Consider the following 19,593-nt stretch of genomic DNA (forward strand, 5'->3'; position numbering starts at 1 on the left):
TGGCAAATCAGTGTCAAGCATTCTTTGTGCATCGCACAAAAATCAGAATTCGCCGATTTTTCGTGCACAGGAATTGCGCGACCAACCGTTTGGCGTGATTTTTTGTGGCAGAAAAATGCGCGCTCGTGGTGCACTGGGAGTGCCATTGACCACTTTCGGCTGTAATTCCGTCTCAAAAAACACACGAGTGCAGCCTAGGTTAGGATGCGCCCGAGTGCCATTTTTGTTGCGTTGCGATTTGTTATTCACATGCGGGCGTTCTACACCGACCACTTTGTATTGCCGTTGCCGCCGGGTCATCGGTTTCCGATGCGCAAGTACAGCGACCTGCGGGCGCGGGCCTTGGCCGACGTGCCGGGCCTGGCCATGACCGAGGCGCCGCGCGCCGACGACGACGCGTTGTTGCTGGCGCACACGCCCGAATATGTGGAGGCGGTGAGCGCCGGTCGGCTTGACCCGGCGCGCCAGCGCGAGATCGGCTTTCCGTGGTCGCCGGAAATGGTCGAGCGCAGTCGCCGGTCGGCGGGCGCCACGATCGCCGCGTGCGAGGCCGCGCTGGCCGACGGCATTGCCGTCAATCTGGCGGGCGGTACGCACCATGCCTATGCGGACAAGGGCGGCGGTTTCTGTGTATTCAACGACGCGGCCGTCGCCTCACGCTGGATTCAGCGCCAAGCGGGCAGGACGCCCGCAGATTTTCCGGTGGCCATCGTCGATCTCGATGTTCATCAAGGCAATGGCACGGCGTCGATCCTGCGCGATGACGCCACCGTTTTCACCTTGTCGCTGCACGGCGAGAAAAACTACCCGTTCCGCAAGGAGGCGTCGGACCTGGACGTCGGGCTGCACGATGGCTGCGGCGACGAAGACTACTTGCAAGCGCTCACCGGTGCACTCGACATCCTGGCCGGGCGCTTCAAGCCGCAGCTGATCATCTATCTGGCCGGCGCGGATCCGCACGAGGGCGATCGGCTCGGTCGGCTCAAACTGACGCTCCAGGGCCTGGCCCGGCGCGACCAGGAAGTCTTCGATTTTGCGTATCAGCGGCGCATACCGGTTGCCGTTACCATGGCGGGCGGCTACGGCAACAATATCGACGATACCGTGGCCGTCCACGCGCAGACCATCGCGCTGGCTGCCCGCCACGCACAACGCTGGGCAGCTCGCGACGAGGCCGCTGGCGCATCGACCTCTCTTCCGCTTTCCGCATGACCCAAGTGTCTTCCGTCGCGCCGAACTCCGCGCGCGATTCCCTGTTTGTCGTCGCCATGCCGTGGCTGTTCGTGCTGATCTGGAGCACGGGCTTTATCGTGGCCAAGTACGGGATGCCGTACGCGGAGCCGATGACCTTTCTGTTTTTCCGCTTCGTGGGCGTGCTGGTGTGCCTGCTGCCGCTGGTCTGGCTGGCGCGCGTGCCGCTGCCGCACCGCGCCGGCACGGGCGAGACCGACTGGGCGGCCGTCGGCCACATCGCGGGGGCCGGTTTGCTGATGCAGTGGGGCTACCTGGCGGGCGTCTGGGCCGCGGTCAAGCTCGGCATGCCGGCTGGGATGACAGCGCTCATCGTCGGCATGCAGCCGATTTTGACCGCCCTGTATGTATCCATGCGCGGCGAACGTGTGTCGAATCGCCAATGGCTCGGGTTGCTTTGCGGCATCGCTGGCGTGGGCCTGGTGGTGGCGAACAAGTTGCACCTGGCAGGCGTGGGCGTGACGACGCTTGCGCTGTGCGTGGGCGCCCTGCTGTCGATTACCGTCGGCACGCTGTATCAGAAGCGCCATTGCCCGGTGTTCGACCTGCGGATGGGCGCGTGCATCCAGTTCGGGGCCTCGGCGCTGCTGTGTTTGCCGTTCATGTTCCTGTTTGAGACGCACGAGGTGCATTGGACGCTGCCGATGATCGGCTCGCTGGTGTGGTCGGTGCTGGCGCTGTCGATTGGGGCGATCTCGCTGTTGTTTGTGCTGATCCGCAAGGGCGCGGCCACCAAGGTGACGTCGCTGTTGTACCTGACGCCGCCCACGACCGCCGTGATGGCCTGGGTGCTGTTCGGCGAGCGCTTTCCGCCGCTCGCCGCGCTGGGGATGGTCATCGCCGCGTGCGGTGTGGCGCTCGTCATCCGCAAGTGACCGTGGGCGAGGGGCTGGCGTATCCTGATCACTTTCCACTGCCACCCGCCTGCCGCCCATGAGCACGCCCCGCCAGACGCGCGACGATTACCGCCACTTCCACACCATCACCACGCGCTGGATGGACAACGACGTCTACGGCCACGTCAACAACGTCGTCTATTACAGCTATTTCGACACCGTGGTGAACGCCTACCTGATCGAGCAGGGCGTGCTGGACCCCGAGCACAGCGACACCATCGGCCTCGTCATCGAGACGCAATGCAACTACTTCGCGCCGCTGTCGTTTCCGGATCCGGTGGTAGCGGGGCTGCGTGTTGCGCGCCTGGGCAACACGAGCGTGCGCTATGAGGTGGGGCTGTTCCGCGGCGACGCGCAAGAAGCGGCCGCGCAGGGCCATTTCGTGCACGTCTACGTCGACCGTGAAACGCGTCGGCCTGTGCCGCTGCCCGATGCGCTGCGTGCCGTGCTCGAGCCGCTTGCGTCCAACATCATTGCCTGAGTTTTGCGCATCGCCATGACCGACCGACGCCCCACCTCCGCAGAAGTCGAACTCGTCGATCAGGCAATCACTTCGCGCCGCTCCGTGCGCGCGTTCCTGCCGACGCCCGTCGCACGCGAAGACATCGAAGCGATTCTGGATGTCGCGCGCCGTGCGCCGTCAGGCAGCAATACGCAGCCGTGGAAGGTCTATGTGCTGACGGGCGAATCGAAAGCGCGCTTGTCCGAATCGGTGTTGGCGGCGTACGACCACCCGGAGGCGGACTCGCTGCATCGCGAGGAGTATCCGTATTACCCGCGCACGTGGATCGATCCGTACCAGAGTCGGCGCCGCAAGGTCGGTTGGGATCTTTATGGCCTGCTCGGCATCGGTCGCGCCGACAAGGAGCGCATGCACGCACAGCATGCGCGCAACTTCCGATTCTTCGATGCGCCGGTCGGCATCATCTTCACAATCGACCGCGTAATGGAGCAGGGTAGCTGGCTCGATTACGGCATGTTCCTGGAGGCCGTGATGATCGGCGCGCGCGCTCGCGGCATCGATACCTGTCCGCAGGCGGCGTTCACGCAGTTCCATCGGGTCATCGCTGAGCACCTTGGACTCACCGATGACGAGATGGTCGTCTGCGGCATGTCGATGGGTTACGCCAATCCGGCCGCCATCGAAAATACGCTGGTCACCGAGCGGGCGCCTGTCTCCGGCTTCACTCGGTTCCTGGACTGACGTCGTTATCACGCCTCCGCTTGCACGCTACAGCGCACATCTTCGTGCAAAGCGAGAATTGGCGGTGAAAAGTCATCGAATTATGTCAACAGATACAGCCGATCCGTCGTTAGACTTCAATCTGCGACTCGACGTACGTCACGCGTGTGTTGTCAGGAAGTGTTGGGACTGGTTGTAAACCGTGATTGTTGTCATTGACGGCGAAATCCCGGGGTATTCTCCGCCCCAATTTCCGATGCCACACCGGGCGCAATGTGCGTCTTGGGCAACTTTCTTCGCAATTGGGTTCCTGCTTCAGCAGACAATTGCGTCGAAATGATGACCGAATGATAAGGCTCCAGAGGTCAAACTTTAAGGCCGTGAGCTAAGTCCTTCATCTTGCTAAGAATTTTGTTTTTGCCTACACTTGCGCCATCTCACGCGCGGGTGATCGAACCATGTCACGGTCTGTTTCCTCATTTTTTCGACGTCTCGGCTTTGTTTCGCTGATGACCGTCGCGCTCGCTGCCGTCTCTGTCGCTACCGTGGCCAACGCTGCCACGACCGACAAAAAACCCGCCGCCAGCAAGAAAGCCAAATCCAAAGGCAAGACCGTCGCCAATCGCAAGGCCAGCGCCAAAGTCGCGGCGGCGAGCAGCGATGAAGTCGCCTCCAGCAAAGTCCGCAAGGTTGTCACCGTCAAAGGCAAGCGCCGCGTGATCATGGTCGAGCGCGGTGCACGCCCCGTGCGCGCCGCGTTTGTGCCGGCATCGCCGACGCTTGGTGAAGCGATGGGCCTGCGTTCGACGCCCGATGCGTTGGCGCTGCGTTCCTCCGTCGCGCTGGTGATGGACCAGAACAACGGCGAAGTACTGTTCCAGAAGAACTCGTCGGCCGTGCTGCCGATTGCCTCGATCACCAAGCTGATGACTGCGCTGGTCGTGACCGATGCGCATCAGCCGATGGACGAGCTGCTTGAGATTACCGATGACGATCGTGACTACGAGCGCAATACGGGCTCGCGCTTGCGTTTCGGCACGATGCTCACGCGCGAAGACCTGCTGCTGCTGGCGCTGATGTCGTCGGAAAACCGTGCAGCCTCCGCGCTTGGCCGCAACTATCCGGGCGGTCGTCCGGCATTCGTTGCCGCGATGAATCGCAAAGCGCGCGAGCTTGGCATGAACGACACGCACTATGTCGATTCGAACGGCCTGTCGAGCAGCAACGTGTCGAGCGCGCAGGATCTTGCCAAGATCGTGATGGCCGCCTACAAGGTGCCGCTCATTCGTCAATTCACGACGACCCCTGAACATACGGTCAGCGCCAACGGCCGCACGCTGCACTACGTCAACACCAACCGTCTGGTGCGCGGCGGCGAATGGGATATCGGTCTGCAGAAGACCGGCTTCATCAACGAAGCAGGCCGCTGCCTCGTGATGCAGGCCAATGTGCATGGCCGCAATGTCGTGATGGTGTTCCTGGATTCGGCCGGCAACCTCACGCGTTTTGCAGACGCCACGCGCGTGCGCAATTGGCTGGAGCGCAATCCGCACATCGAGCCGGCCACGCAGGCTGCTGCCCCGCTGCGAAATGTGCCGGTGTCGACGCAGCCGGCAACCGTGCTGGCATCGGACCAGCACGGCGCTTGAGCCGCGGCATCGCCCAACAAAAAAGCGCGTTCGATGACGCGCTTTTTTGTTGGTCAACGCCGGCGGCTTACTCTGCACGCACCGTATCTTCCTCGTGCGTGTAGCCCATCCCTTTGGAGATTTGCAGCGCGGTGTCTTTGAGATTGTCGAGCCAGCTGTCCTGCAACCGGTCAGCCGGTGCGGACAGTGACAAGCCCGCCACGAGCCGGCGCGAATCATCATAGATGCCGGCGGCGATGCAGCGCACACCAAGTTCCAGCTCTTCGTTGTCACGCGCATAGCCATTGGTGCGCACCCAGTTGAGTTCACGTTCGAGCTTGGGCAAGTCCGTGATCGACGTGCGGGTGTGGCCTGACAAGCCGGTGCGTGTGGCATAGGCCCGCACACGGCCGAGTTCGTCGGCGGCCAGGAACAACTTGCCGACCGAAGTCAGGTGCAACGGCGCGCGGCCACCGATTGCGCGCACCACTTGCATGCCGGAGCGCTCGGAATAGGCGCGCTCGATGTAGACGATCTCGTCGCCCTGGCGTACCGAGAGGTTGACGGTCTGGCCGGTCAGGCGGTGCAGGGCGCGCATCGGCGCGAGCGCCGCTTCCCGCACCGAGAGCCGTGCCTTGACGAGGTTGCCGAGTTCCAGCAAGCGCATGCCGAGACGGTAGCTGCCCGGGTCGGAGCGGTCGACAAAGCGGCAGGCCACCATGTCGTTCAGGATGCGGTGCGCGGTGGACGGGTGCAGGCCGGTGCTGGCCGACAGCGCCTTCAGGCTGACCGGATCGGCGTGATCGGCAAGGGCGTCGAGCAGCATCATCATGCGTTCGATGACCTGGATGGACGTCTTGCCGGGGTCCTTGTCTGCTTCTGCCATGGGTGCAGTGGGTTGCGGATGCGATGCAAAATTCTATCCCACGATGTGAAAATGCGCACCCTCCCGACGCATGATTCCGGGTATTTTCGAGGGCTTTCTCGGTCGGCCAGCAACTGTGCTTGGCGCCACCTCGTGAAGCGCACTCACCACCGGCATGAAGAAGTTCTGTGCCCGCAGAGCCGCGCCACGCGCGGCGGCAGGCGCATAATGGCGGCTTCCCGCAGAACACACGAGACTCCCATGCGCGTAGGTTTGTTCGTCACTTGCCTGATTGATCTGATGCGGCCCGAGATCGGGTTTTCGGTGCTCAAGCTGCTGGAAAAGGCGGGTTACGACGTCGTGGTGCCGCCCGCGCAAACCTGCTGCGGTCAGCCCGCCTACAACTCCGGCGATCGCCCCTTGGCCCGTGACCTGGCCGAGAAAACGCTCAAGGAATTCGAGCAGTTCGACTACGTCGTCATCCCGTCCGGTTCGTGCGGCGGCATGATCCGCAAAGGCTACGCCGATCTCTTTCGCGATGATCCGGAGCTGGCGGGTCGATATGAGCGCCTGGCGCCGCGTGTGTACGAACTGACCGATTTTCTCGTCAACGTGGCGCGCATCGAATCGCTCGACTCCGAATTTCACGGCCACGTGACCTATCACGATTCGTGCTCCGGCCTGCGCGAGTTGGGCGTGAAGGCGCAGCCGCGAGCGCTGCTCGGCAAACTGCCGGGCGTGCAACTGACCGAGATGCCCGCCTGCGAAGCGTGCTGCGGTTTCGGCGGCACGTTCTCAATCAAATACGGCGATATCTCCACCGCGATTGCGGATGAGAAATGCGCCAACATCAAGGCCAGTGGCGCCGATGCCGTGGTGCTCGGCGATGTCGGCTGCATGCTCAACATTGAGGGCCGGCTGCGCCGTACTGGCGACACGCACACGCGCGTGCTGCACATCGCGCAAGTCCTCGCCGGCGACGCGTAACCGCGACGCCAAGAACACGACGGAGACGCAATCGCATGCAAGTCCGCAGCATGGAATTCAAGGCGCGCGCCGGGCAGAAGCTCGCCGACAAGCGCCTGCAGCAGAACCTCACCAAGCTCTCGACCAAGTTCGTGACCGCACGCGCGGCCGCCATCCAGGACATCGATTTTTCGGCCACGCGCGAAGCGTTGAAGGAGCGCCGCAACCGCGCGTTGGAAAATCTCGACGTCTGGCTCGCCACGTTCGAGGCAGAGGCGACGCGCCGTGGTGCCAAGGTGCTGTTTGCCGAAACCACGGCCGATGCCGCGCGCCTGGTCGCCGAGATCGCCCGCAAGCACGACGTCAAGAAGGTCATCAAGAGCAAGTCGATGGTGACCGAAGAAATGCGCCTGAATCAGGTGCTCGGCGAGATGGGCGTGCAGAGCATCGAGACCGATCTGGGCGAGTACATCCTGCAGATCAACGACAGCGAGCCGCCGTCGCACATCATTGCGCCGGTGGTGCACAAGGATAAGGAAGAGATCGCCGATCTCTTCGCCAGGACGCACAACAAGCCGCGGCTGACCGATATTCCCGAGATGACGCGCGAGGCCCGCGAGGTGCTGCGGCCCGAGTTTCTCTCCGCCGACATGGGCGTCACGGGCGGCAACTTCATCATTGCCGAGACGGGCTCCGTGGCGATCGTCACCAATGAGGGCAACGAGGGCATGTGCACGATCATGCCGCGTGTGCACGTTGCCGTGACGGGTATCGAGAAAGTGCTGCCGACGCTGGAGGATCTGGCGACCGTCATGCGCTTGCTGCCGCGCTCCGCCACGGGGCAGGCGATCTCGAATTATTTCTCGCTGCTGACAGGCCCGCGCGCGCCCGGCGAGAAGGACGGCCCCGAGCATATGTACTTCGTCATCGTCGACGGCGGTCGCAGCGGCCTGATCGGCGGCGAATTCCAGGAGATGCTGCGTTGCATCCGGTGCGGCGCGTGCATGAACCATTGCCCGGTCTATCAGAAGATCGGCGGCCACGCGTACGGCTGGGTGTATCCGGGCCCGATGGGCAGCGTGCTGACGCCGAGCTACGTTGGGCTGTCGAACGCGCTAGACCTGCCGCAAGCGGCGACGCTGTGCGGTGAATGCAATCGCGTGTGTCCTGCGTCGATTCCGTTGTCGGACCTGCTGCGTACGCTGCGCGAAAAACAGATGGAGCGCGAACTTCGCCCGCAGGCGGAACGCTTCGGTTTGCGCGTGTGGGGCTTCATGGCACGGCGACCGGCGCTGTATTCGGCCGGTACCTGGGTGGCAGCGCGCGTGCTGCGCTGGATGGGCGGGGACAAGAAGCTGATCCACTCGCTGCCCGTCGGCAAAGGTTGGACGGATACGCGCGACATGCCGGCCCCCGCAGGCAAAACATTCCGTGAGCTGTACCGTGAAAAGAAGGCCCGAGCATGACCACCGCTGAATCCCTCCAAACGCTGCGCGACGCGCTCGATCGACACGCAAAGTCGGCCGATTTGCCGCACCTGCTCAAACAGTGGCGCGACGATGCCGTGCTCGCGCCGTTGGCGATCTTGCCTCCTGCGTACGATCAGGTGCGGCGCTCCTTGCTGCAGCGGCTCGATATGGCGGTGTCGTTTGGCGAAGAGAGCTGCTCGTTCTCGCCGTCATCGCTCCTGGCCGAAATGCGGTTGTGGACGGATAAGGCCGAGGCCAAACTGGCGAGCATGTAATCGCTGGTCGACATGGAACGCGGGATGCGTGCTAGTGTCTGACCGCTTATTCCCGTGTCAGCCAATGCCATGAACCAGACCGCCCGCGAAATCATGCTGTACGACGCCCAGAAGAAAAGTTCGGGCGTGGCTTACCTCTGGTGGTTTCTGCTGGGCTTCCTGGGGGCGCATCGCTTCTACCTGAAGCGTCCGGGCAGCGGTATCGCGCAGGCCATCGCCAACATCGGCGGTACATGGCTGGCATTTCGTGACATGGGTAACACCGCGGGCTGGGTGCTGGCTGTCATCGGTGGGCTGTGGGTGCTGGTGGACATGTTCCTGATTCCGGGCATGGTCCGCACAAACAACACGGCGCTCGCCGAGCGGCTTTCGACCACGCCCTGAAAGGAATCGACCTCATGAACAAAACCACTTGGTGGAAGCGCGCTGCACTCTGGACGGCTGGTTTGGCTTGCGCAGCCGGCGCGTTGGCAGGCTGCACGACTTCGCGCGATCAATACCGCGAGAGTTCCAACATCAGCACTTACGGCGTGGTCGATGTCGGGGTCGAGCGGACGTCGCGCTGATCATCCTTCCGCGGCTTGCGGCGCCACGTCTTCAAACCGCCGCCACTCGCCATTGACAAGCAGTTCCAGCGGCTGAAACAAGGCCTTGTAAGCCATCTTGCGGCTCTGCTCGATCCAGTAGCCGAGATAGACGTAGGGCAGGTCCAGCGCCTGCGCCTGGGCGATCTGCCACAGGACGTTGTACGTTCCGTAACTCGCCCTCTGCTCGATCGGGTCGTAGAACGTGTAAACCGACGACAGCCCGTCTTCCAGCACGTCGATCATGCTCACCATGCGCAGCTTGCCCGCCGATGGCGATTCGGGCGGCTCGCGAAACTCCACCAAACGCGAATTCACGCGGCTCTGCAGCAGGAACTGCTCGTATTGATCGCGGCTGTCGTGATCCATGCCGCCGCCCGCATGGCGCACCGACTGGTACAGCAGGTAGAGCTGATAGTGCTCTTCGACATAGGTGAGCGGTGCAACCAGGGCCTCAAGGGCTTGATGCCGCTCGGCCGCGCGGCGCTGTGCCCGCGACGGTGCGTATTGATCGACGACGACGCGGCAGGGCGTGCATGCGTGGCAATCGTCGCAGTGCGGGCGATAGGTGAAGATGCCGCTGCGCCGAAAACCGGCGCGCACGAGCTTGGAGTAGACGTCTGCGTTGATGAGATGTGCCGGCGTGGCGACCTGCGAACGCGCCAAGCGGCCATCGAGATAGCTGCACGCGTACGGCGCGGTTGCATAGAACTGCAATGCCGAGAGGGGAAGTTCCTTAAGCTTGCTCATTGCGCACGGTCCACCGACGGAGCACCGATTTGTCGAAGTGCCACGGCACGATGGCCGGCGCGTTGGCCGCTTCGCGCACATGTGCGAGAAACGCCGCGCGCGGCACCGGGGCACCGCCCAGCGACGCCAGATGCTCGGTCTCCTGCTGGCAGTCTATCATCGCGACGCCCTGACCGCCGAGGAAGGCGCAGAGCGCCGCGAGCGCGATTTTGGAGGCATCGGTGCGATGGGCAAACATCGACTCACCGTAGAACATGCGGCCCAGCGCCACACCGTACAGGCCACCCACGCGCTGCCCGGCGTGCCATGTCTCGACGCTGTGCGCGTAGCCGCGGCGGTGCAGGGCGGTATAGGCCTGAATGACGTCTTCGGTGATCCACGTACCGTGTTGCCCAGGGCGGGCCGTGGTGGCGCAGGCGACCATCGTTTCACGGAAGCCGTGGTCGATGCGGATTTCCCATGCCGGATCGTCAAGCACGCGGCGCAGCGTCTTGCGAAACGTGGTCGACACGCGAAAGTCTTCGGGGCGAAGCACCATGCGCGGGTCGGTGCTCCACCACAGCACCGGCTGGCCCTGGGCGTACCACGGAAAAATGCCTTGCCGGTACGCAATCAGCAGCCGTTGCGGCGATAGTTCAGCGCTGGCGGCCAGCAGCCCGGGCGCTTCAGAGTCTGGCCCGAGCGCGCGATCGACCGGCGGGAAGGGATCGTGCGGATCCAGCCAGGCGATCATGATGCGGACAACGTTGGTGGAGTGTTAAGGCGTCGTGGCCGGCGTGTCGATCGCGGCGGTGCGCATCGGCTTGTAGATGTCGAGCGTATGGAGGCGGAAGCTGCCGTCGGCGAGCTTGCCGGCCGCGCGGTCTGCGAAGAAACAGCGCAGCGTGTGGATGACAGTCGGGAAGGCCAGATCATCCCAGGGGATGTCGGCTTCGTTGAAGAGTGCGACTTCGAGGCTTTCTTCGCCTGGCGCGAAATCCAGATCGTTCAGCTTGGCCAGGTAAAACAGGTGGACCTGGTGCACGTGCGGCACGTTGAGCACCGAATACAATTCGCCGATTTCGACGTTGGCGCCGGCTTCTTCCTGGGTTTCGCGGTTGGCGGCCTCGGCGGTGGTCTCCCCGATTTCCATGAAACCTGCGGGCAAGGTCCAGAAGCCGTAGCGCGGCTCGATCGCGCGCTTGCACAGGAGGATCTGATCGTTCCAAATCGGCACGGTGCCGACGACGTTGCGCGGATTCACATAGTGAATCGTATTGCAATGGTCGCAAACGTCGCGCAGTCGGTTGTCACCGGCGGGAATGCGCGAGACGACTGACTGGCCGCAGTTGGAACAGAATTTCATGGGGAATCGTCGCGGGTGGAATGTCTCAGTGTATCACCGCGGCGATGCGGTCCCGTGCGGCCGGGGTGGGGCGCGCGTATCGACTGAGTTGCATGGGAAACGCTGCGTAGAACCGTGCAAAACCATCCCGGAAAAGCAAAAAGCCCGCTGGGTGCGGGCTTGATGATTCGGCTCAGGTCTTGGAGCGAGCCGTTCTACTTAGCTGGTTGCGGGGGCAGGATTTGAACCTGCGACCTTCGGGTTATGAGCCCGACGAGCTGCCAGACTGCTCCACCCCGCGTCCGTAGAAACGCATTCGACTTTCTGGCTGGTTGCGGGGGCAGGATTTGAACCTGCGACCTTCGGGTTATGAGCCCGACGAGCTGCCAGACTGCTCCACCCCGCGTCCGTCGAATAAAAGAGTATAGCGAGACCTGTGCGGCGATGCAACACTTTTCTCGTGCGGCATGCATATTGATGGTGCGTGCTGCCCATGTAACGGGCTCGCGAACCCAGGCGCAGACGCATCATTGGACACATCGCGCGCCGCTACGTTCGAAAGCGGCGCGCGCGATGCATTGCGGCGTGCGGGCCGTTTACAATGCCGCCTTTCGCGTTCTTCTCTTGATTCCGACCGTGCTCAACGCCCTGTACCCGCTTGCCCGCCCGCTGCTGTTTTCGATGGACCCCGAAGACGCGCATCACTTCACGCTGAACCAGCTCAAGCGGGCGCACGCGATGGGCCTTTCGGGCTGTATCGGGGGCCGTGTCGCCGCGCAGCCGCGCACGGTGATGGGCGTAAAGTTTCCTAACCCGGTGGGGCTGGCTGCCGGCCTGGACAAGGACGGCGCGTATATCGATGCGCTGGGCGCGCTTGGCTTCGGCTTCATTGAAGTCGGTACGGTCACGCCACGTGCGCAGCCCGGCAATCCGCGCCCGCGCATGTTCCGCTTGCCGGCGGCCAATGCGCTCATCAACCGCATGGGGTTCAACAACGGCGGTGTCGATGCATTCATCAATAACGTGAAGGCATCGAAGTGGCGCGAGGACGGTGGTGTGCTCGGCCTGAACATCGGCAAGAACGCCGACACGCCTATCGAGCGCGCCGTCGACGATTACCTGCATTGCCTGGAGCGCGTGTATCCGCATGCAAGCTACGTCACGGTGAACATTTCGTCGCCTAACACGAAGAACCTGCGGCAACTGCAAGGCGCGAGCGAGCTGGACAGCCTGCTGGGTACGCTGCGCGACGCACAGCAGCGTCTGGCAGATCAGCACAAGCGCTACGTGCCGGTGGCGCTGAAGATCGCGCCGGACTTGGATGACGACCAGATTGCCAACGTTGCCGACGCGCTCCTGCGCCACAAGATGGACGGTGTGATTGCGACCAACACGACGATCAGTCGCGAAGCCGTGGCCGGCCTGGCGCATGCGGAAGAGGCGGGCGGCTTGTCGGGCCAGCCGGTGCGCCAAGGCTCGACGCGGGTGATTCGCGCCTTGCACGGTCTGCTGGGCGATGCGGTACCCATCATCGGTGTGGGCGGCATCCTCGCCGGCGAGCATGCGCGCGAGAAAATCGACGCGGGCGCGCAACTGGTGCAGCTTTATACGGGATTGATCTATCGTGGCCCCGCCTTGGTGGCCGAATGCGCGCGCGCGTTGGCGCGCTAAAACAGGTGAGGCAAACGCGCCGCCCTTAGCGGCGGAGCAGGAAGATGATGAGCGCGCTGGCAGCCACCACTGCGGCTGCCAGGTCGTATGGGCCGGCGTAATCGGCCCAAACCGCCGGGTCGAGGTTCTGCAGGAAGGCCGATTGCGCCCACGGCAGGATCATGCGCGGGATCGCAAACAATAGCGCGGCCACGACCAGCAACACGATCAGTGCAGTCAGTGAAGGCTTGGAGCGACCCAAGATGCGGATGGATGAATGGGGCAAAGCTGTCCCCGTTTCGGAAGCGTCGGGCGGGCTGGTTGCCAGTCGCTCAACAAAGTTTGCAATGAAGGTTTGTCAGGCATTTTCCTACAAAGTTCTGTCGGCCGCTGTCCTACTTTCGGCTATGTGCAGCACAGCATGCACGGCCTGTGGTGCTTGCGCCAACTGAGGCGATCGGTACCCGACAATGTGGTTTCAGCGGGTTTTCGATGCCAGGGCAATTTTCTTTCCGCCGCGTGGAACGCTTTGCCGGCAGGCCGGTGCATCGTGATGCACTGCGGCAACGAATGCCCGTTTGAGGGGTTGGCGGGACGAAGCCGGGGAGTACAATCCGCCCTCATTGTGCAATGCACGATTTTTTGAACGGCCAGCCGTCCGGCCGATTTCCAAGTTCATGAGTCAAGCTCTAACAGCAACCGGGTCGCCCCAGACCAACGTGAACCTGCGCGCCATGGTGATCGGCGCCGTCGGTGTGGTGTTCGGAGACATCGGCACCAGTCCGCTGTATTCGCTCAAGGAATGCTTCAGCCCCGATCACGGCATTCCGTTCTCCAGTGCCGCGGTGCTCGGCATCATCTCCATGCTGTTCTGGGCGATGGTGATCGTGGTATCGCTCAAATATGTGCTGTTCGTCATGCGCGCCGACAACAACGGCGAGGGCGGCATTCTCGCGCTGATGGCGCTGTCGCTGCGGACGGCCAATACCGATTCGAGGCGCATGTCGCTGCTGATGATGCTGGGCGTCTTCGGCGCGTGCATGTTCTACGGCGACGCGGTCATCACCCCAGCCATCTCGGTGCTCTCCGCGATGGAAGGCCTGGAGATCGCCGCGCCCGCGCTGTCGCCGTTTGTGCTGCCCATCACGATCGTGATCCTGGCGGCGCTGTTCCTGATTCAGCGCAGCGGCACATCGGTGGTCGGCAAGCTGTTCGGCCCGGTGATGCTGCTGTGGTTTGCCGCCCTGGCTGCGCTGGGCATGATGAATCTGGTGAAGGCGCCGCAGGTGCTCGTAGCCATCAACCCGATGTACGCGATTTCGTTCCTGCATGACCACGCGCTGCAGGCGTTCATCGTGCTCGGTTCGGTGTTCCTGGTGCTGACGGGCGCTGAAGCGCTGTACGCCGACATGGGCCATTTTGGCGCCCGCCCGATCCGCTGGGCATGGTTCTTTATCGTGGCGCCGAGCCTGCTGCTCAACTACTTCGGCCAGGGCGCGATGCTGCTGACCGACCCGAGCACCATTGAAAACCCGTTCTACCGTTCAGTGCCCGAAGCGTTGCAACTGCCGATGGTGGTGCTCGCCGCGGCAGCCACCGTCATTGCTTCGCAGGCCGTGATTTCGGGTGCGTTCTCGCTGACGAGCCAGGCGATCCAGCTTGGCTTTGTGCCGCGCATGCGCATTCGCTACACGTCGGAAGCCGAGATCGGCCAGATCTACGTGCCGATGGTCAACTGGATGCTGCTGATCCTGGTGGTGGGCGTGGTACTGGCGTTCAAGAAGTCCGACAACCTGGCCGCTGCTTACGGTATTGCCGTGACGACCACGATGGTCATCACCACGGTACTGGCCGCGGTGGTGATGCGTTCGGTCTGGCGTTGGCACCCTGCGCTGGTGACGCTGGTGAGCCTCTGCTTCCTGGTCGTCGACATGGCGTTTTTCTCGGCGAACCTGTTGAAGATCCGCGATGGCGGTTGGTTCCCGTTGACGCTGGGCGGTGCCGTGTTCTTCCTGTTGATGACCTGGTACAAGGGCAAGAAGCTGGTCCGCGCGCGCAGTCTGGAGGATGGCATTCCGCTGGAGCCGTTCCTGGCTGGCCTGCTGGCGCATCCGCCGCATCGCGTGGAGGGCACGGCCGTCTTCCTGACCGGCAACACTGAATTCGTGCCCGTGTCGCTGCTGCATAACTTGAAGCACAACCGCGTGCTGCACGAGCGCGTGATCTTCATCAGCTTCGTCACGCGCGATATTCCTTACGTGGACGACAAGCACCGCGTGTCTGTGCGGGATTTCGGCAGCGGCATCTACATCGTCAAGGCGGAATACGGCTTCAAGGAAACGCCGGACGTCTACCGCGTGCTCGAGCTTGGTCAACCGCAGATCGGCTCGCGCTGCGAATTGATGGATACGTCGTTCTTCATCGCGCGTGAGTCGGTGGTGCCGTCCAAGCTGCCGGGTATGTCGATGTGGCGCGAGCGCCTGTTTGCGTGGATGCATCAAAACGGCGCCAAGCCGTCGGACTTCTTCCACATTCCCGCCAACCGCGTGGTGGAGCTGGGCACGAAGGTCGAGATCTGATCAACTTACCGCTGCATAACAAAACGGCCCGTGCGAGAGAGACGCACGGGCCGTTTTGTTTGTTGGGGCGGCGCTGCAATTACATCTTTGCGGCGGCGTGATTGCGCTCGCGGACTTCGTCGTTGCGGGCGTGGACGTCGTGGTTGCGGTCCTTCACGTCGTGCCGCAGGTCTTTGCGATCGTGGTGCAGGTCGCGACGCTCGGCGTTGACTTCATGCTGCTCTTCGGCGCGCTTCTTGTTCCAGTATTCGGCGCCCCCGACGTTGCCATTGGCCAGGTCGCGGTTTTCGCGGCGTTGATCGGCGTTGCGGGCGGCGCGGTCGGCGTTCAATGCGGCCTTGTCGGCGCCGATGTCCGCGCGATCACGGCGAATATCGCGGTTGTCGTGGCGGATGTCGCGGTTGTCCTGGCGAATCTGCTGATTGTCTTGCTGGACTTGCTGGACGGGCGTGGTCTGCGCGAAAGCGGCGGTACCGGCAACAGCAAGCAGGGCGGCAATCAGGGTGTGGCTCGTCTTCATGGCGTTTCTCCTCGTGGGTTCCAGGCGGTGCGCCTGTGTCTCCTTAACGAGCCGAAAAGACGGGCCGACGACGCACGAGTGTTAGCAAAGATCCATGCGCGTAAGGACTTGTAACGGCCACACGCGGCCATGAAAAAACCCGCCGAGTCCGAAAAAAGGGGCGGGTTCCACTCAACAGAATGCGCGTTAGCGTTTGAGCTTGGCGAACGCTTCTGCCATAGCGCCGGACGGCTCCGGTGCACGGCGTTGCTGGCCGCCGTGGCGACTGCCGCCGCTGCTCGGGCGGTCGCCGCCGCCGGTGCGCGCGGCGGCCTGACCGGGCTCATCCGACAGGCGCATCGTCAGCCCGATGCGGTTGCGCTTCACGTCCACCTCCATCACCTTGACCTTGACGATCTGGCCGGGCTTGACCACCTCGTGCGGGTCACGCACGAACTTGGTCGACAGCGCCGACACGTGTACCAGGCCATCCTGATGCACGCCGATGTCGATGAAGGCGCCAAACGCCGCGACGTTCGTCACCACGCCTTCGAGCACCATGCCGGGCTGCAGGTCCTTGATGTCTTCCACGCCATCCTGGAACGTCGCCGTCTTGAACTCGGGGCGCGGGTCGCGGCCGGGCTTTTCCAGTTCAGACAGGATGTCGACCACGGTCGGCAGCCCGAACTTCTCGTCAGTGAAGTCACGAGCGGTCAGACCACGCAGCGCCTCGCGGTTGCCGAGCACGTCGCCGATGCCTTTCTTGATGCTGTCCAGGATGCGCTTGACGACCGGATACGCTTCCGGGTGCACCGAGGAGCGGTCGAGGGGATTGTCGCCGTCATTGATGCGCAGGAAACCGGCGGCCTGCTCGAACGTCTTGTCGCCCAGGCGCGGCACTTTCTTGAGCGCGTCGCGGTTGGAGAACGCGCCGTTGGCATCGCGGTATTCGACGATGTTCTTGGCGAGGATCGAGTTCAGCCCCGACACACGCGCCAGCAGCGGGGCAGAGGCCGTGTTCACATCCACGCCGACGGCGTTGACGCAATCCTCGACGATGGCGTCCAGTGCGCGGGCCAGCTCCCGCTGGTTCACGTCATGCTGATACTGGCCGACACCGATCGACTTCGGATCGATCTTCACGAGTTCGGCCAGCGGGTCTTGCAGGCGTCGTGCGATCGACACCGCGCCGCGCAGCGACACATCCAGCTCGGGGAATTCCTTGGCCGCCAGCTCCGACGCCGAATACACCGACGCGCCGGCCTCGCTCACCACGATCTTGGTCAGCTTCAGCTCCGGCGCGTTGCGCATGAGGTCTTGCACCAACTTGTCGGTCTCGCGGCTGGCTGTGCCGTTGCCGATGGAAACCAGTGCCACGCCGTGCTGCTTCGCCAGCCGGGCGAGCGTGGCCAGCGAGCCGTTCCAGTCACGACGCGGCTCGTGCGGATAAATGGTGGCCGTTTCCAGCAGCTTGCCGGTGTGGTCGACCACGGCCACCTTGCAACCGGTGCGGATGCCGGGGTCGATGCCCATCACGGCCTTCGGGCCAGCCGGCGCGGCCAGCAGCAGGTCGTGCAGATTGCGGCCGAAGATCTTGATGGCCTCGGCTTCTGCCGACTCGCGCAGTTGCGTGAGCAACTCGGTCTCGATATGCGGTTGCACCTTCACGCGCCAGCACCAGCGGCACACGTCCGACAGCCACTTGTCAGCCGCGCGCCCCTTATTTTCGATGCCGACATGGCGCGCGATCATGACTTCGCACGGGTGCGGGTTCAGCGCGTCCTGTTCTTCGCCCAACCCGAGTTTGACAAACAGCACGCCCGCATTGCGGCCGCGGAACAGCGCCAGCGCGCGGTGCGACGGCACGTTGCGGATGGGCTCGCTATACGCGTAGTAATCGCGGAATTTCTCTTCTTCGGCGGTTTCCTTGCCTTCCACCACGGTCGACGAAACCTGGCCTTGATTCCACAGGTGGTCGCGCACCTTGCCCAGCAGCTCGGCCGTCTCGCCAAATTGTTCGGAGAGGATGTCGCGCGCGCCGTCGAGCGCTGCCTTCACGTCCGGCACGCCGCCGTCCGCGGTCGGGTTGCCGTTGACGAACTTGGCAGCTTCGGTTTGCGGATCAAGCGTTGGATCGGCCAGCAGCGCCTGGGCCAGCGGCTCCAGGCCGCATTCGCGGGCAATCTGGGCGCGCGTGCGGCGCTTGGGCTTGTAGGGCAGGTAGAGGTCTTCCAGCACCTGCTTGGTCTCGGCCGCCTCGATGGCGGTGCGCAGGGCGTCTGTCAGCTTGCCTTGTTCTTCAATGGAGGCGAGGATGGCCGCGCGGCGGTCTTCCAGTTCGCGCAGGTACAGCAGGCGCTCTTCCAGGTTGCGCAGTTGCGTGTCGTCCAGGTTATCCGTCACTTCCTTGCGGTACCGCGCGATGAACGGCACGGTAGCGCCTTCGTCCAGCAGTTGGACGGCGGCGGCAACCTGCTGCGGACGGACCGCCAGTTCAGTGGCGATGCGGGAGACGATCTTCTGCAACACGGAATCAGTCATTGCTTCCAGAGAGTGCGATGGAAAGCCGCGCATTTTGCCACAACGCGAACCCTGTTCCTGAGCGTAAATCCGTGGCCGCGCGGCGTTTGCCGCACAGGCGCGGTGATAAAATGCGCGTTATGCCTACGCCCCTGTTTTCTGCCCGTCGCCGCGCTGCTGCGCGCCGCGCCTCCCAGCTGGTTTTGCCGGCGTCCGTGCTCAGTGTTGCGCTGCTTGCCACGCCTGCATGGAGCCAGTCCCAGCCCGCCGCTGCGCCGGCTGCCGCAGTGTCCGCCACCCCGCCCGACTTTGGCGCCGAGCACGATCGCATCAACAGCGCCAAGGCGTGGGCCGAATACCGGTACGCCGAGGCCGAACGCGCTTGCTACGACAAATTCCTCGTCACGCGCTGCATCGACAAGGCCAAGGATGTGCGCCGCACGGAACTGCACACCATCCGCGAGCGCGAGCTTGCGCTGGACGAGGCTGAGCGTGCCGACCGCGCTGCCCGCCGCGACCAGGAGCGCGCCATCCGCGATGCGCAGTACAACGCCGAACGCCCGCAGCGCGAAGCCGCCGAGCAAAAAAATCGCTCCGATTTTGACAACAAGCAGGAGCAGCAGCGCCTGAATGAAGCGCAGCGCCAGGCCGAAGCGCCGCAGCGTGCCGCCAATGCGCAAGCTGCGGCCAAGAAGCAGGCGGATTACGACGCCAAGCTGAAGGCCGCGCAGGAGCAGGGCGCCGCCAACGCCGCAAAGCGTGCGGAAAGCGCCAAGCAGTTCCAAGAAAAGCAGCAAGACGCCGTGAAGCGCCAGAAAGAACTGGAAGAGCGCCGCGAACAAACCAAGCGCCGCAACGAGCAAAACCAGAACAACACGAGTCCGCTGGGGTTCTAAACTTCAGCCAAGGCCGGGTTTCCGGGAGGAAAGCGATGGACAGCGATCTGAATACGATCTCGCGTCGCATCATTGAGTTGCAGATCGAGCACCGCGATCTCGATTTTCTGATCGACCGGCTGGCGGCTACAGCCGATCACGACGAGTTGCAGCTGCGCCGTCTCAAGAAACGTCGCCTGAAACTCAAGGACACCATCACCCTGCTACAGTTGCAGCTTGAGCCGGACGTGCCGGCCTAGCGCCTACCCAAAGTTGGTT

The 19,593-nt window shown here is 63.3% G+C and carries 21 protein-coding genes and 2 tRNA genes; 14 read left to right on the forward strand and 9 right to left on the reverse strand.

The window, feature by feature from the left end; translation table 11 throughout:
• The first annotated feature begins 204 nt into the window (after nt 1-204).
• The 5 genes from R2676_RS20855 (at nt 205) to pbpG (ending at nt 4,979) form a co-directional block, all read left to right on the forward strand.
• Nucleotides 205-1,212, forward strand: coding sequence for a histone deacetylase family protein (locus R2676_RS20855; RefSeq protein WP_206273727.1), 1,008 nt, complete (start codon nt 205-207; stop codon nt 1,210-1,212).
• On the forward strand, nt 1,209-2,126 hold the full coding sequence (locus R2676_RS20860) for a DMT family transporter (protein WP_206273726.1): 918 nt from the start codon (nt 1,209-1,211) through the stop codon (nt 2,124-2,126). The genes R2676_RS20855 and R2676_RS20860 overlap by 4 nt, the downstream gene beginning before the upstream one ends.
• Nucleotides 2,127-2,184: 58 nt before the next feature.
• Nucleotides 2,185-2,628, forward strand: coding sequence for an acyl-CoA thioesterase (locus R2676_RS20865; protein ID WP_206273725.1), 444 nt, complete (start codon nt 2,185-2,187; stop codon nt 2,626-2,628).
• 15 nt (nt 2,629-2,643) lie between these two features.
• Entirely contained in the window at nt 2,644-3,351 is a 708-nt protein-coding gene (locus R2676_RS20870) for a nitroreductase (protein WP_206273724.1), read from the forward strand.
• A gap of 437 nt (nt 3,352-3,788) precedes the next feature.
• Nucleotides 3,789-4,979 carry a D-alanyl-D-alanine endopeptidase gene (gene pbpG, locus R2676_RS20875; protein WP_037027202.1) on the forward strand — a complete coding sequence of 397 codons (1,191 nt, stop codon included), beginning with the start codon at nt 3,789-3,791 and terminating at the stop codon, nt 4,977-4,979.
• Between the two features lie 67 nt (nt 4,980-5,046).
• Here the strand turns inward: pbpG and R2676_RS20880 are convergent, their stop codons facing one another.
• Nucleotides 5,047-5,844: an IclR family transcriptional regulator gene (locus R2676_RS20880; RefSeq protein ID WP_027681280.1), complete on the reverse strand. Its 798-nt coding sequence runs from the start codon at nt 5,842-5,844 to the stop codon at nt 5,047-5,049.
• 240 nt (nt 5,845-6,084) lie between these two features.
• On the opposite strand from R2676_RS20880, the gene R2676_RS20885 reads away from it, so the two are divergent.
• The 5 genes from R2676_RS20885 (at nt 6,085) to R2676_RS20905 (ending at nt 9,099) form a co-directional block, all read left to right on the forward strand.
• Complete coding sequence (locus R2676_RS20885; protein ID WP_027681281.1) at nt 6,085-6,810, forward strand: (Fe-S)-binding protein; 726 nt, start codon at nt 6,085-6,087, stop codon at nt 6,808-6,810.
• Between the two features lie 35 nt (nt 6,811-6,845).
• Nucleotides 6,846-8,255: a LutB/LldF family L-lactate oxidation iron-sulfur protein gene (locus R2676_RS20890; RefSeq protein WP_206273723.1), complete on the forward strand. Its 1,410-nt coding sequence runs from the start codon at nt 6,846-6,848 to the stop codon at nt 8,253-8,255.
• On the forward strand, nt 8,252-8,533 hold the full coding sequence (locus R2676_RS20895; protein WP_102067335.1) for a hypothetical protein: 282 nt from the start codon (nt 8,252-8,254) through the stop codon (nt 8,531-8,533). The genes R2676_RS20890 and R2676_RS20895 overlap by 4 nt, the downstream gene beginning before the upstream one ends.
• Nucleotides 8,534-8,602: 69 nt before the next feature.
• Nucleotides 8,603-8,917: a TM2 domain-containing protein gene (locus tag R2676_RS20900; RefSeq protein WP_027681284.1), complete on the forward strand. Its 315-nt coding sequence runs from the start codon at nt 8,603-8,605 to the stop codon at nt 8,915-8,917.
• A gap of 14 nt (nt 8,918-8,931) precedes the next feature.
• Entirely contained in the window at nt 8,932-9,099 is a 168-nt protein-coding gene (locus R2676_RS20905; protein WP_206273722.1) for a hypothetical protein, read from the forward strand.
• Here R2676_RS20905 and R2676_RS20910 read toward each other — a convergent pair whose 3' ends face one another.
• From R2676_RS20910 to R2676_RS20930, 5 genes are all read right to left on the reverse strand, one after another.
• Nucleotides 9,100-9,867, reverse strand: coding sequence for an arginyltransferase (locus tag R2676_RS20910; protein ID WP_027681285.1), 768 nt, complete (start codon nt 9,865-9,867; stop codon nt 9,100-9,102).
• Nucleotides 9,854-10,600 (reverse strand): leucyl/phenylalanyl-tRNA--protein transferase, encoded by a 747-nt coding sequence (gene aat / locus R2676_RS20915; protein WP_102067333.1) that lies wholly within the window; start codon nt 10,598-10,600, stop codon nt 9,854-9,856. The genes R2676_RS20910 and aat overlap by 14 nt, the downstream gene beginning before the upstream one ends.
• Before the next feature lie 24 nt (nt 10,601-10,624).
• Nucleotides 10,625-11,212 (reverse strand): NUDIX hydrolase, encoded by a 588-nt coding sequence (locus R2676_RS20920; RefSeq protein WP_206273721.1) that lies wholly within the window; start codon nt 11,210-11,212, stop codon nt 10,625-10,627.
• 203 nt (nt 11,213-11,415) lie between these two features.
• Nucleotides 11,416-11,492, reverse strand: a tRNA-Met gene (locus tag R2676_RS20925).
• A gap of 28 nt (nt 11,493-11,520) precedes the next feature.
• Nucleotides 11,521-11,597: transfer RNA gene (locus R2676_RS20930), tRNA-Met, on the reverse strand.
• A gap of 230 nt (nt 11,598-11,827) precedes the next feature.
• Between R2676_RS20930 and R2676_RS20935 the strand changes: the two genes are divergently transcribed.
• On the forward strand, nt 11,828-12,862 hold the full coding sequence (locus tag R2676_RS20935) for a quinone-dependent dihydroorotate dehydrogenase (RefSeq protein WP_206273804.1): 1,035 nt from the start codon (nt 11,828-11,830) through the stop codon (nt 12,860-12,862).
• Nucleotides 12,863-12,887: 25 nt separating this feature from the next.
• Here the strand turns inward: R2676_RS20935 and R2676_RS20940 are convergent, their stop codons facing one another.
• Nucleotides 12,888-13,127: a hypothetical protein gene (locus tag R2676_RS20940; RefSeq protein ID WP_027681289.1), complete on the reverse strand. Its 240-nt coding sequence runs from the start codon at nt 13,125-13,127 to the stop codon at nt 12,888-12,890.
• A gap of 391 nt (nt 13,128-13,518) precedes the next feature.
• Here R2676_RS20940 and R2676_RS20945 point away from each other — a divergent pair, with 391 nt between their 5' ends.
• Nucleotides 13,519-15,420, forward strand: a complete 1,902-nt coding sequence (locus R2676_RS20945) for a potassium transporter Kup (RefSeq protein WP_027681290.1) — start codon at nt 13,519-13,521, stop codon at nt 15,418-15,420.
• Between the two features lie 79 nt (nt 15,421-15,499).
• Here R2676_RS20945 and R2676_RS20950 read toward each other — a convergent pair whose 3' ends face one another.
• Together R2676_RS20950 and R2676_RS20955 are read right to left on the reverse strand one after the other, a co-directional pair.
• Entirely contained in the window at nt 15,500-15,940 is a 441-nt protein-coding gene (locus R2676_RS20950; RefSeq protein ID WP_027681291.1) for a hypothetical protein, read from the reverse strand.
• Between the two features lie 186 nt (nt 15,941-16,126).
• Complete coding sequence (locus R2676_RS20955) at nt 16,127-18,460, reverse strand: Tex family protein (RefSeq protein WP_206273720.1); 2,334 nt, start codon at nt 18,458-18,460, stop codon at nt 16,127-16,129.
• A gap of 110 nt (nt 18,461-18,570) precedes the next feature.
• Here R2676_RS20955 and R2676_RS20960 point away from each other — a divergent pair, with 110 nt between their 5' ends.
• Nucleotides 18,571-19,335, forward strand: a complete 765-nt coding sequence (locus R2676_RS20960; RefSeq protein WP_316857669.1) for a hypothetical protein — start codon at nt 18,571-18,573, stop codon at nt 19,333-19,335.
• Nucleotides 19,336-19,370: 35 nt separating this feature from the next.
• Nucleotides 19,371-19,574 (forward strand): DUF465 domain-containing protein, encoded by a 204-nt coding sequence (locus R2676_RS20965; RefSeq protein ID WP_027681294.1) that lies wholly within the window; start codon nt 19,371-19,373, stop codon nt 19,572-19,574.
• Nucleotides 19,575-19,593 lie beyond the last annotated feature (19 nt).

Source organism: Ralstonia flatus (genome assembly GCF_958439105.1).
In the GTDB taxonomy this organism is placed as follows: domain Bacteria; phylum Pseudomonadota; class Gammaproteobacteria; order Burkholderiales; family Burkholderiaceae; genus Ralstonia; species Ralstonia flatus.

What these genes read in the sequence shown, in the direction of transcription:
- R2676_RS20865 (WP_206273725.1), top strand. Translation starts at nt 2,185, where the DNA reads ATGAGCACGCCCCGCCAGACGCGCGACGATTACCGCCACTTCCACACC.
- R2676_RS20890 (WP_206273723.1), top strand. Translation starts at nt 6,846, where the DNA reads ATGCAAGTCCGCAGCATGGAATTCAAGGCGCGCGCCGGGCAGAAGCTC.
- R2676_RS20880 (WP_027681280.1), bottom strand. Translation starts at nt 5,844, where the DNA reads ATGGCAGAAGCAGACAAGGACCCCGGCAAGACGTCCATCCAGGTCATC.
- pbpG (WP_037027202.1), top strand. Translation starts at nt 3,789, where the DNA reads ATGTCACGGTCTGTTTCCTCATTTTTTCGACGTCTCGGCTTTGTTTCG.
- R2676_RS20955 (WP_206273720.1), bottom strand. Translation starts at nt 18,460, where the DNA reads ATGACTGATTCCGTGTTGCAGAAGATCGTCTCCCGCATCGCCACTGAA.
- R2676_RS20860 (WP_206273726.1), top strand. Translation starts at nt 1,209, where the DNA reads ATGACCCAAGTGTCTTCCGTCGCGCCGAACTCCGCGCGCGATTCCCTG.
- R2676_RS20900 (WP_027681284.1), top strand. Translation starts at nt 8,603, where the DNA reads ATGAACCAGACCGCCCGCGAAATCATGCTGTACGACGCCCAGAAGAAA.
- R2676_RS20965 (WP_027681294.1), top strand. Translation starts at nt 19,371, where the DNA reads ATGGACAGCGATCTGAATACGATCTCGCGTCGCATCATTGAGTTGCAG.
- R2676_RS20950 (WP_027681291.1), bottom strand. Translation starts at nt 15,940, where the DNA reads ATGAAGACGAGCCACACCCTGATTGCCGCCCTGCTTGCTGTTGCCGGT.
- R2676_RS20895 (WP_102067335.1), top strand. Translation starts at nt 8,252, where the DNA reads ATGACCACCGCTGAATCCCTCCAAACGCTGCGCGACGCGCTCGATCGA.
- R2676_RS20905 (WP_206273722.1), top strand. Translation starts at nt 8,932, where the DNA reads ATGAACAAAACCACTTGGTGGAAGCGCGCTGCACTCTGGACGGCTGGT.
- R2676_RS20910 (WP_027681285.1), bottom strand. Translation starts at nt 9,867, where the DNA reads ATGAGCAAGCTTAAGGAACTTCCCCTCTCGGCATTGCAGTTCTATGCA.
- R2676_RS20855 (WP_206273727.1), top strand. Translation starts at nt 205, where the DNA reads ATGCGCCCGAGTGCCATTTTTGTTGCGTTGCGATTTGTTATTCACATG.
- R2676_RS20885 (WP_027681281.1), top strand. Translation starts at nt 6,085, where the DNA reads ATGCGCGTAGGTTTGTTCGTCACTTGCCTGATTGATCTGATGCGGCCC.
- R2676_RS20920 (WP_206273721.1), bottom strand. Translation starts at nt 11,212, where the DNA reads ATGAAATTCTGTTCCAACTGCGGCCAGTCAGTCGTCTCGCGCATTCCC.
- R2676_RS20870 (WP_206273724.1), top strand. Translation starts at nt 2,644, where the DNA reads ATGACCGACCGACGCCCCACCTCCGCAGAAGTCGAACTCGTCGATCAG.
- R2676_RS20945 (WP_027681290.1), top strand. Translation starts at nt 13,519, where the DNA reads ATGAGTCAAGCTCTAACAGCAACCGGGTCGCCCCAGACCAACGTGAAC.
- R2676_RS20960 (WP_316857669.1), top strand. Translation starts at nt 18,571, where the DNA reads ATGCGCGTTATGCCTACGCCCCTGTTTTCTGCCCGTCGCCGCGCTGCT.
- aat (WP_102067333.1), bottom strand. Translation starts at nt 10,600, where the DNA reads ATGATCGCCTGGCTGGATCCGCACGATCCCTTCCCGCCGGTCGATCGC.